The sequence below is a fragment of the Pantoea sp. S61 genome (assembly GCF_016625145.1).
In the GTDB taxonomy this organism is placed as follows: Bacteria; Pseudomonadota; Gammaproteobacteria; order Enterobacterales; family Enterobacteriaceae; genus Pantoea; species Pantoea rwandensis_B.
Map to the genome: position 1 here is coordinate 84,632 of NZ_JACVUO010000020.1, position 9,740 is coordinate 94,371.

Below are 9,740 nucleotides of genomic sequence, written 5' to 3' on the forward strand. Positions count from 1 at the left end.
GTTCGTCCTTATGCTCGGTGTTTCAGTTCAATACGTTTGATATCACCCGTAATGAACAGGAAGCTAAACGCAGCAACAAAGGCGTGGATGCCGACATAAATCAGCGCACCTTCGAAAGAACCGGAAGCGGCGATGATGTAGCCGATAGCAATGGGCGTGACGATGCCGGAGAAGTTGCCGAACATGTTGAACAAGCCACCGCTCAATCCACTGATCTCTTTCGGTGCGGTATCTGCCATCACCGCCCAGCCCAGCGCACCGATGCCCTTGCCGAAGAACGCCAATGCCATAAACAGCACCACCACCCATTCGGTTTCGGTGTAGTTACACATCACCATGCTGATGGAGAGCAGCATGCCGACCACAATTGGCGTCTTACGCGCAATATTCAGCGAACCGGTTTTGCGCATCAGGTAATCGGAAATCACGCCACCTAACACACCACCGAGGAAGCCACAGATAGCGGGAATCGAGGCGATCATGCCTGCTTTCAGAATCGACATGCCGCGCGCTTGTACCAGATACACCGGGAACCAGGTAATGAAGAAGTAGGTCAGTGCGTTAACGCAATATTGTCCGAGATAGATACCCCACATCATGCGAGTCGAGAGCAGCTGTTTGATTTGATACCACTTCTCATCCCAGCTCACTTTGCGGTCGGCTTTTTTGGCATCCATATTGATCAGCGCGCCGCCCTGTTCCATGTACTCCAGCTCAGCCTTATTCACGCCCGGATGATTGTTCGGATCATGCATGAACTTCAGCCAGACGAAGCTGAGAATGATGCCCAGTCCGCCCATAAACCAGAACACGTGCGCCCAGCCCACTTCCGCCACCAGCCAGCCCATGATCGGTGCGAAGATCACCGTGGCGAAATACTGTGCCGAGTTGAAAATCGCGACGGCGGTGCCACGCTCTTGCGCCGGGAACCAGGCTGCCACAATGCGGCTGTTACCCGGGAAGGAAGGTGCCTCCGCCAGGCCAACCAGAAAGCGCAGCAGGAACAGTGAGATCACGATGCCGAAACCACTGAACAGGTCTACGAACCCCTGCAGCAGAGTAAACAGCGACCAGAGGAAAATACTCCAAAAGTAAACGCGTTTAGATCCAAAGCGGTCGAGCAGCCAGCCGCCAGGAATCTGACCGATGACATACGCCCATGAGAAGGCGGAGAAGATATATCCCAGACCGACCGAATCGAGGCCGATATCTTTAGACATCGCGGAACCGGCAATCGAAATGGTTGCACGGTCACCGTAGTTGAATGAAGTGACGATAAATAACATCACCACAATCCAGTAACGGGCGTTGGTGCGTTTTTGCACCGCTTCCGCTGTCTGGCTGAAACTATTCATGATGCACTCCTGAAATATAGCGAACGCTACATCCACTCTGACTGCATACACATCGCGTTGGGTATCAGAATGATGTCGGGTTAAACACGGCGATTGTTGTTATGGCAAAACGATGATGCGTCGTGACGAATAACCAAACGTTGAAGAACGAGAATCAGTATAGGAACAGCCCCACCACGAGGCATTGGAAGAAAGCATGATGATGAGCATTGATTCATGCTGTTTTTATGGCAATTGCACATATCCCTGCGGCGTAGCTCACGGAACCTGATTTTTCACCCATGAATTGATTAAGAAGCAGCCAGCTAACCTGCGCTTTGTGAGTCTGTTCACTTGTATTTGGATAAACGAACCAAACTCCGCGATTAAAACCACCAAAAGCCAGTCAGTTGCACAATGCGCTGGCCAATACCCCTGCATATACTGAGGCTGGCAAAAAATGATGACGTGATAGAAGCATTTACAACGCGCTGCCATGCACAGCGCGACGCACTGGAAGGTGAGCAATGAACCGACCGCTAACAGAGAAACCGCTTTATATAAAAGTACACGATGCCGACAACGTGGCGATCGTGGTCAACAATCAGGGATTGCCGGCTGGCACCCGCTTTGAAGATGGCCTGCAGCTGACGGAACATGTCCCGCAGGGACATAAAGTGGCGCTGGTGGATATTCCTGAAAACGGCGTCATCCTGCGCTACGGCGAAGTGATTGGCACCGCCTTGCGCCCGATTGCGCAAGGGAGCTGGATTGAAGAATCTCTGGTGGCGCTACCCGAAGCGCCTCCGCTCAACAGTTTGCCACTGGCGAACAATGTGCCCCCCGCTCTGCCACCGCTCGAAGGTTACACCTTTGAGGGTTATCGCAACGCCGATGGCAGCGTAGGAACACGCAATCTGCTCGGTATTACCACCAGCGTGCACTGTGTGGCTGGCGTAGTGGATTACGTGGTGCAAATGATCGAGCGCGATCTGCTGCCACGCTATCCCAACGTGGATGGCGTAGTGGCACTCAATCATCTTTATGGCTGTGGTGTAGCGATTAATGCGCCCGCTGCGGTGGTGCCGATCCGCACTATCCATAACCTCGCGCTGAACCCCAATTTTGGGGGGGAAGTGATGATTGTCAGTCTCGGCTGCGAGAAATTACAGCCGGAGCGTCTGCTGACCGGCACGCCGGATGTGCAGGCCATCTCGCTGGATGATCATGACATTGTGCGTTTGCAGGATGAACGGCATGTCGGTTTCGGCGCGATGGTCGATGAAATTCTGCAGGTCGCCGAACGCCATTTGAAGAAGCTTAATCAGCGCCAGCGCGAAATCTGCCCGGCATCAGAACTGGTGATTGGCACGCAGTGCGGCGGCAGCGATGCGTTTTCCGGCGTGACGGCCAATCCGGCAGTCGGTTTTGCCTCGGATTTGCTGGTGCGCTGCGGCGCCACCGTGATGTTTTCTGAGGTCACAGAGGTGCGTGATGCAATACATCTGCTGACGCCGCGCGTGGTCGATGAAAATGTGGGTAAACGTCTGCTGGAAGAGATGGCGTGGTATGACGATTATCTCAGCCAGGGCCAAACCGACCGCAGCGCCAATCCCTCGCCGGGGAATAAGAAAGGCGGGCTGGCGAACGTGGTGGAGAAAGCGCTGGGATCGATTGCCAAATCAGGACGCAGTCCGATTGTAGAAGTGCTGTCACCCGGACAGCGCCCGACTCAACGCGGTTTAATCTACGCAGCGACACCGGCCAGTGATTTTGTCTGCGGCACCCAGCAGATGGCGTCAGGTATTACCTTGCAGGTGTTTACTACTGGACGCGGCACACCCTACGGTTTGGCTGCGATTCCGGTGATTAAAATGGCGACGCGCAATGCGCTGGCTGAGCGCTGGCACGATCTGATGGATATCAATGCGGGCACTATTGCTACCGGCGAGGAGAGTATTGAGCAGGTGGGCTGGCGGTTGTTTGAGTTGATTCTGGATATCGCCAGTGGTCGCAAACAAACCTGGTCCGATCGCTGGGGTATTCGCAATCAGCTGGCGGTGTTTAATCCGGCACCGGTGACCTGAGGGTCATCTGCCCCTCTCCCAACATCGGGGAGGGGAACACTCTGAGGGGCCTGAAAAATCATCACCTCATTTTCAGGCTCTTTAGATTGCCTATGGTCGCTTGCAAGAACCAAAGCGAAGGCAGAATTACAGCAGTTTACCCCAGCTCTCGACCCACGGCGTGGTCACTGACTCAGGTTCTGGATCTTCAGTGGCATCCACCAGCAACACATCACCGATGCGTTTGGCGCTTTGTTCCTGCAAGGTGGCATCAAAAGTTTTGCCCGCGCCGCAGAAGTTTTCATAGCTGCTGTCACCCAGCGCAATCACGCCGTAGCGCAACGCTGGCTGATACCCCACTTCATCGCGTACCTGCACATACAAGCGGGCAATATTGTCCGGGAAGTCGCCCTGTCCAGTGGTGGAGGTGACAATCAGAATGACCTCCTGGCTGTAAGCCTGCCAATCCGCCAGTGAGGCATCCTCAAAAACTTTAACTTCGTGGCCCTGCTCTTCTAGTACCGGCTGCGCTTCTTCCGCCACCAGCAATGCATTGCCGTAAACCGTACCTGTAAAAATGCCAATCTTTGCCATCTTGCCGCTCCTTTATTCTGTTGGCTTATCCTGGACTGCCTCGTCGGCAAACTCAACCCTGGGAACCTCAGGGATCTGATGCTGCCAGCCAAACTGTTGCAGCATGCCTTGCCAGACGCGATCGAGCCCGGCGCGGATCACCAGAGGTTCTCGGGTGACCGGATGCGTCAGGCTCAGCGCACTGGCATGCAGCATCAATCGATTCATACCAAAGTGCTCTGCTGCACCCCGATTCTGCCGCAAATCACCATGGGCGCTATCACCAATAATCGGGTGGCGCAGATGCACCATATGGCGGCGAAGCTGATGTTTACGGCCGGTATGCGGCGACATCTCCACCAGGGTATAACGCGCGCTGTCGTAACGGCTGATCGCCACCGGCATTTCTACTTGCGCCAGTGAGCGATAATCAGTGACGGCAGGTTGTGCCGTACGTTCCTGCGTCGCGAACTTATCGGCAATCTTATCCAGCTCTTCGACCAACGGGTAGTCGAGCGTCGCGCTGCCATCCAGCCAACCTCGCACCACCGCGTGGTAGGTCTTCTGCATTTTATGCTGCTCGAACTGCTGTGACAGTAAATGCGCCACTTCGCTGGAGAGCGCCATTAACAGCACGCCAGAGGTGGGGCGATCGAGGCGATGCACGGTAAATACGTGCTGACCAATTTGATCGCGTACCGTTTGCATCACCACCACTTTTTCGTCGCGATCGAGCCAACTACGATGCACCAGCCAGCCGGACGGTTTGTTGACGGCGACCAGCCATTCATCTTGATAAAGGATTTCCAGCATTAAGAGGTCGGGTCCTGAAAAAGCGCATCGAACTGGCCTAATGTCAGCAACAGGACCGCATGGCCGGGTGTGGTGGCAGGTAACGCCACTTCATAGTAAGGCGTTACAGAGAAATTTTGCGGAAGCGGCGCACCGGCTTCGATTAACGCATGGAAACGTGGGATGAGTACCCACTGCAGCCACTCCAGCGGCTCCATGGTATTGAGGCAAAAAGGCTCGGTACTGGCGAAGGCTGCCGGCTCAGGGGATTGCGTCTGCCAGTGGCCGTGTTCGCGCATCACCGCTTCGATCTGCTGCAGCTGTTGAATAATCATTTGCGACGACATACGCTACCTCCAGAGAAAAATTGGGCGGCAAGCATACCATTAGTCGTTCAACGTGCAAAAAAGGCATAAAAAAAGGGAGCACTGTGATTACAGTGCTCCCGGTTTCGTTCGCAGCATTCCCGCCACCGCTGTGCTCCCTGCTCATCCATGACAACTCGTCCTCTGCTTTCCATTGCCTGTCATCGTGACAGTTATCCTTAGCATCCTGGCCCACCACCATCCGCGTGGCTCTCATTCTCCGTCCTGGAGGTGTCCCTGACTCAATCCTGAGTGTCCTGCTTCATCCAGAAGCCTTCCATGTGCCGTAAACTCCGTTACGTTCCCGCCTCCTGGCTGACATTCTCCTGAACGTCTCTTCATCCCCAGCATCCTGCCAGTGGTGACTATTCTGTCAGAAACCATCGTAATAACAAGTTAGTAAGACGCGTTAATAGATTTCTCACACTACTAATTTTAGGAGTGATGCCATAAGCTTATGATTCACAATATTTTTACATCCTTGTTTTCCGGATGGCTGCAAAATGATCTAGCGATCTCTCACACCTAATGTGAGAGATCTCTTACAAGCCTCGCCAGCGAAGTCTGTCACTCAGGCACTAACCGGTTGTAAATCATTAAGAAATATCTTAATGCTCGCAGCCAGTACCTGACGCTTTTTACTACCAGGCTGTTCCAGAATCACTTCACCGGAAAGGTTACACAGAGCAATCACATCCTGCTCCGATTCAGTCGTCGCAATGAATAATGTTGGACTCTGTTTTAAGCGGCGCTTCATGATCAGATGTCCAATCAGATTCTCCTGCAAGCGGGTAAAGTCTGATTCGCTCCACACCTGTAACAAGGTAATCTGCTGCTGCTGAAAGGTTGCGGTCATATCCCCGGCAAACTGCGACGTGTAAAAAGCACTGATTTCCGATTGCAACTGGATATCCAGTGCACGCTCAACCGCTTCCAGCGTGGCTGGCAAGGTGAACGGTTGTGGTTGCCACAACACACGATCATCCAGTGTGCTGACAATACAGGGGGATGGCACCCCCAGTAGATCCGTGCTTGCCGGCAGATGTCCAGCCTGCTGCTGCCAATGTTGCACATAATGGGCGGTAAACTCACGCAGGGCGTCTGCGGTTTGTTGCATCATTCTTCTTCTCGCTTGTGATCGGTTACACTTAGCCACTTTGATGGAATTTAGTGGTAACCGATATGTCTTCTGAAAACCGCGATCAGGCGTTAAGCGGCCTGACGTTAGGTAAGCCCACGGCTTATGTTGATCGTTACGATAACACGCTGCTGCAATCGGTGCCGCGCAGCCTGAATCGCGAACCGCTGGGGCTCTACCCGGATAATCTGCCGTTCCAGGGCGCAGATATCTGGACGCTGTACGAACTCTCCTGGCTCAACAGCAAGGGCGTGCCGCAGGTGGCGGTGGGCGAAGTGGTGCTGCGCGCTGATAGCGAAAACCTGATCGAGTCCAAGAGCTTTAAGCTCTATCTTAACAGCTTTAACCAGACGCGTTTCGCGGACTGGGGCGAGGTGCGCCAGACACTCGAGCGCGATCTGCGCGCCTGCGCCAATGGCGAAGTCAGCGTGGCACTGTTCCGTCTGGGCGAAGTGGAAGGCCAGCCAATCGGCCATTTCAATGGCGATGTCATCGACGAGCAGGATATCGAGATTCACGACTATGCTTTTAACGCCGATTATTTAGCGCAGGCCGCGGGCAGTGAAGTGGTGGAAGAAACGCTGGTGAGCCATTTGCTGAAATCCAACTGTTTGATCACCCATCAGCCTGATTGGGGTTCCGTAATGATTCGCTACAAAGGCCCACGTATCGATCGTGAAGCCCTGCTGCGTTACCTGATCTCATTCCGTCAGCACAATGAGTTCCATGAACAGTGCGTTGAGCGCATTTTCAACGACATTCAGCGCTTTTGCCAACCAGAATCCCTGACCGTTTATGCACGTTATACGCGCCGCGGTGGACTGGATATTAATCCGTGGCGCAGCAACGTTCCCTTCTCTCCTGGGTTTTCCCGCCTGGTACGCCAGTAACAGATTGCGAGACGCCTCGCAGGCCGCAGCACGGATGCGCGGTTCCACTTGAGCATTCACTGCGGACAACGTTACTCTGTCAAAGGCGCTAAGGTCTAAACCTGCGTTCCGAAGGATTTTCGTCACTGCGTTCAGCAAGTTAAGCGCAGCGTCACCCGTCACGCATTTGCGTGTAAAGGAGTTCTCTTGATTACACATATCAGCCCGCTTGGCTCAATGGATCTGCTCTCCCAGTTGGAAGTCGACATGCTGAAGCAAACGGCCAGCAGCGACCTTTACCAGCTTTTTCGCAACTGCTCACTCGCGGTGCTCAACTCCGGCAGCCAGACCGACAGTAGTCAGGAACTGCTCTCGCGTTTTGAAAATTTCGACATCAACGTGCTGCGCCGTGAGCGCGGCGTCAAACTCGAACTGATTAATCCGCCGGAAGAAGCCTTTGTTGATGGCCGTATTATCCGCTCATTGCAGGCCAACCTGTTTGCCGTGCTACGCGATATTCTGTTTGTGAATGGCCAACTTGAGCGCAGCGATCATAAAAACGCTGACGATTCCGCTCACATCACGAATCAGGTGTTTTCAATTCTGCGTAACGCGCGCGCGCTGCACATTGGTGAATATCCCAATACCGTGGTGTGCTGGGGTGGTCACTCGATTAACGCAGTGGAGTATCAGTATTGCCGCAATGTTGGCACACAAATGGGCCTGCGTGAACTCAACATCTGCACCGGCTGTGGGCCTGGCGTGATGGAAGCGCCGATGAAAGGTGCCGCAGTGGGTCATGCACAGCAACGCTACCACGACAGTCGTTTCATTGGCCTGACCGAACCGTCAATTATCGCGGCTGAGCCACCAAATCCGCTGGTGAATGAACTGATCATCATGCCGGATATCGAAAAGCGTCTTGAGGCGTTTGTGCGTATTGCGCATGGCATCGTGATCTTCCCGGGTGGTGTCGGCACCGCAGAAGAGTTGCTGTATCTGTTGGGGATCCTGATGAATCCACACAACAGCGACCAGGTCCTGCCGCTGATTCTCACCGGCCCGAAAGAGAGCGCCGACTACTTCCGGGTGCTGGATGATTTCATCGTTAATACGCTGGGTGAAACCGCGCGTAAGCACTATAAGATCATCATTGATGATGCTGCTGAAGTGGCACGTCTGATGAAGAAGGCCATGCCGCAGGTCAAAGAGTATCGTCGCGAAACTGGCGATGCCTACAGTTTTAACTGGTCGATTCGCATCGCGCCAGAGTTGCAGGTACCGTTTGTACCGACGCACGAAAACATGGCTAACCTGAAACTGTTCCCGAACCAGCCAGCGGAAAAACTGGCTGCAGATTTGCGTCGCGCTTTCTCTGGTATTGTTGCCGGCAACGTTAAGGAGGTCGGCATTCGCGAAATCCGCGAGAAGGGGCCTTACAAACTGCACGGCGACGCCGACATTATGCATCGCATGGATGAACTGCTGCAGGGCTTCGTCGCTCAGCAGCGTATGAAGTTGCCAGGCAGCGCCTACATCCCCTGCTACGAAATCATTAAATAACCCATCAGGAAGGCAGCCTGCGGGCTGCCACTATCACTATGTCGTTTCATCTTCTGATTATTGATGCGCTGAACCTGATCCGCCGTTTGCATGCCGTGCAAGGCACGCCCTGCCGCGAAGCCTGCATCGCAGCGCTGAATCAGCTATTAGGCCACACGCAACCGACGCACGTCGTCGCGGTATTTGATAGCCACGATCGTCACCCTGGCTGGCGACATCAGCTGCTACCCGATTACAAAGCGGGTCGCCCACCGATGCCGGATGATTTGCAGATGGAGATGCCCGTTATCCAGCAGGCCTTTGAGGCTGTCGGCGTGCGTTGCTGGGTCGCCGATCTCGATGAAGCCGACGATCTCGCCGCCACGCTGGCGGTGAAAATGGCCGATGCCGGACATCAGGCAACTATCGTCTCCACCGACAAAGGCTATTGCCAGCTTTTAGCGCCGAATATCCGCATCCGTGATTATTTCCAGAAACGCTGGCTGGACGTGCCTTTCATCGAGCACGAGTTTGGCGTCACGCCTGCACAATTACCTGATTACTGGGGATTGTGCGGCATCAGCAGCAGCAAAATTCCCGGCGTCACCGGCATTGGCCCTAAAAGCGCCCGCGATTTACTCACGCAGTTCGGCACCCTTGAAGCTATTTATCAGCAGTTCGACCAGATTCCTGAAAAGTGGCAGAAAAAATTGCGCGATCATCAGCAGATAGCTGAGATTTGCCGCCAGGTCTCAACGCTTAAACACGATTTGGTTCTGCAGGGGAATTTAAATACGTTGCGGTATAAGGCGTGAATGCCGGGTGCAGCCCCCCAGCCAAGTAAACTCACCAATCTCTCGATTAGTGATAGGTGATAGGTGCAAAAAATTGCGCCTTTATAATGATACCCCCGGAGATCCTGCGAAATAATTTGTGCTACAGCAAGGCGGCAAGCGCGTGAGTCCCCGGGAGCATACGCCAGTATGTGACCGGAGCGAACAAGCGCAGCTAACGCCGCTGTAGTGCAAAGTATGAAGCAGGATCGGCAAGTGCGTGAGTCC

General features: G+C 54.0%; 9 protein-coding genes. 4 read left to right on the top strand and 5 right to left on the bottom strand.

Going from position 1 to position 9,740, the window contains the following annotated elements; all coding sequences use genetic code 11:
• Positions 1–8: 8 nt before the first annotated feature.
• Positions 9–1,355 (bottom strand): MFS transporter, encoded by a 1,347-nt coding sequence (locus tag IAE30_RS25540; protein WP_038645129.1) that lies wholly within the window; start codon positions 1,353–1,355, stop codon positions 9–11.
• 506 nt (positions 1,356–1,861) lie between these two features.
• On the opposite strand from IAE30_RS25540, the gene garD reads away from it, so the two are divergent.
• Complete coding sequence (gene garD, locus IAE30_RS25545) at positions 1,862–3,421, top strand: galactarate dehydratase (RefSeq protein WP_038645127.1); 1,560 nt, start codon at positions 1,862–1,864, stop codon at positions 3,419–3,421.
• A 126-nt stretch (positions 3,422–3,547) separates the two neighbouring features.
• On the opposite strand, the gene IAE30_RS25550 is transcribed toward garD, so the two are convergent.
• The 4 genes from IAE30_RS25550 to syd form a co-directional block, all read right to left on the bottom strand.
• Positions 3,548–3,994, bottom strand: a complete 447-nt coding sequence (locus IAE30_RS25550; RefSeq protein ID WP_038645126.1) for a flavodoxin — start codon at positions 3,992–3,994, stop codon at positions 3,548–3,550.
• 12 nt (positions 3,995–4,006) lie between these two features.
• Complete coding sequence (gene truC, locus IAE30_RS25555) at positions 4,007–4,786, bottom strand: tRNA pseudouridine(65) synthase TruC (RefSeq protein WP_038645124.1); 780 nt, start codon at positions 4,784–4,786, stop codon at positions 4,007–4,009.
• Positions 4,786–5,112 (bottom strand): YqcC family protein, encoded by a 327-nt coding sequence (locus IAE30_RS25560; RefSeq protein WP_200681239.1) that lies wholly within the window; start codon positions 5,110–5,112, stop codon positions 4,786–4,788. The genes truC and IAE30_RS25560 overlap by 1 nt, the downstream gene beginning before the upstream one ends.
• Before the next feature lie 589 nt (positions 5,113–5,701).
• The gene (gene syd / locus IAE30_RS25565) at positions 5,702–6,250 is read right to left on the bottom strand and encodes a SecY-interacting protein (RefSeq protein WP_038645120.1); all 549 of its coding nucleotides are present in this window, start codon (positions 6,248–6,250) and stop codon (positions 5,702–5,704) included.
• A 62-nt stretch (positions 6,251–6,312) separates the two neighbouring features.
• Here syd and queF point away from each other — a divergent pair, with 62 nt between their 5' ends.
• The 3 genes from queF (at position 6,313) to xni (ending at position 9,494) form a co-directional block, all read left to right on the top strand.
• Positions 6,313–7,158 carry an NADPH-dependent 7-cyano-7-deazaguanine reductase QueF gene (gene queF, locus IAE30_RS25570; protein ID WP_200578516.1) on the top strand — a complete coding sequence of 282 codons (846 nt, stop codon included), beginning with the start codon at positions 6,313–6,315 and terminating at the stop codon, positions 7,156–7,158.
• A gap of 186 nt (positions 7,159–7,344) precedes the next feature.
• Entirely contained in the window at positions 7,345–8,700 is a 1,356-nt protein-coding gene (ppnN, locus tag IAE30_RS25575) for a nucleotide 5'-monophosphate nucleosidase PpnN (protein ID WP_038645118.1), read from the top strand.
• Between the two features lie 38 nt (positions 8,701–8,738).
• Positions 8,739–9,494, top strand: a complete 756-nt coding sequence (gene xni / locus IAE30_RS25580) for a flap endonuclease Xni (protein ID WP_200681240.1) — start codon at positions 8,739–8,741, stop codon at positions 9,492–9,494.
• Positions 9,495–9,740 lie beyond the last annotated feature (246 nt).